Here is a 1,595-nt window from a genome sequence, read left to right on the forward strand (position 1 = left end):
ATTTAACCCGCTTGTTCTTGGCAGGAGAATTGGGGTCAAATCCAAAAGGTTTCTCTTCTAACTCATGGGGAGTTAGAGGTTTAAAGCAACCCCACATTGAATCTTCACTCGTGAGGACATCGACACCGCTACACCACCAGCCACCGTTATAGAGGTGGGCATATCTGGTTAACCATTTACTTCTTAGTGTGCCGCCGTTACGTCTTTCACTGTTTGCCAACCCGTAAAGTAAATATTCGTGTGGAGAATAACCAGAGAGTGAAACAATATTCAGAGAAGTTACTAGAGCGTCAATCCCTGAATCTATAACCCATTCATCCCAGTTAGTTTGGTTGAGATGGTTTGGATGAGTTAATTTCATCTTAGTATCATCCCTGGAGTGCAGCCACCGATTATTGGTTTTTCTGTTGCTAAGGTTTGGACGACGAGAGCATCAGAGATAGCAGATTGAGTCAGAAACTCTTTCTCAATAAGGGATTTATGCGATAGAGAAGACCCTTCGGCTATGAAATTATGTTGTATCATTAAGAAAGCAACAGAGAGTTAGCCCTCTCTGCATAAAAGGACAGATTGGACAATAGAGGCAATACCTCTCTCGTCTATGAAGAGCAACTAAAGGATGTCAGTCCTTCAGAGGCAGAAAATAAAATATGCAGAAAGGTTGTTCTCACTGCTATTAATACAAATCAATAACCACAAAGGACGGGGCAGTAACCTCGTCTATTTTCTGGGGTTACTTGGTATTATAATACCTAAAGTGAGTAAAGATCAGTTTTAAATGTTATTGAGAGAACAAGCAGAAAATTTGTTCATGCGACTTGCCCTTGATAAAGAGGTGAAAGGGCAAGATTATCGTGTGTTAATGTACTTGTTGGCTCAGGGAGGTAGCTTGGAAGCTTCTCTTAGTGCAATAGGACAGGAACTCTCACTTGATCCAAACAATCTAAATAAGTCGTTGATCAGGCTTGAGAAAGTTGGGGTGATTGATCGAATCCGTAAAGATAGCCGTAGATTATTGACGTACCGAGTAACAGACGAGTTTCGATATCCGAATCAGCCACTAGAATTCTGCGAGGCATAAAAAAAATTACACTCTGCATTGTGAAGTCAAATGTCCAGGCGTAATTATTTTAAAAAATATACTTTTCTTGTCTCTGTGGCTTATGGTTAGCGAGATTTATCTTTGCTCTATTGAAGAAATTGAACTATCCAGTTGTTTTAAACCTTGATTCACCCAAATGTAGGCTTTCCTAACAATTGTACAAATTCAATCTAGCTACATCAGTCATTACAGACATTTTTTGTACAAACTGTTTTCCCAACGTTGGGAGTAATCTGTGAAGAATTTCTCCCTCGCGAAATCACGGAGCGTAGCGCAGTGGTGGAGCTAATTTGAGAGATTTATTGAATTAATTTTTAGATTTGCCCCAATTTTACCACTGATTTAGCCTTACCAACTCCTGCTAACAGGCGGAAATAGAAGGTTCGTGTCACCAGACGCAACCTAACCTTGAAACCGTTGCAATGTCTGACTTATAGCCTTTGAATATACTCAACTTATTCCCTCGATTTATCTCCCAATTCATAAGTTTTCC

General features: G+C 39.9%; 1 pseudogene. It reads right to left on the reverse strand.

What is annotated here, in order from left to right:
• Window positions 1-361 (reverse strand): annotated as a pseudogene (locus H1P_RS33230) (plasmid replication protein, CyRepA1 family); the annotation flags it as partial.
• Window positions 362-1,595 lie beyond the last annotated feature (1,234 nt).

It is taken from the genome of Hyella patelloides LEGE 07179 (assembly GCF_900659865.1).
Taxonomy (GTDB): domain Bacteria; phylum Cyanobacteriota; class Cyanobacteriia; order Cyanobacteriales; family Xenococcaceae; genus Hyella; species Hyella patelloides.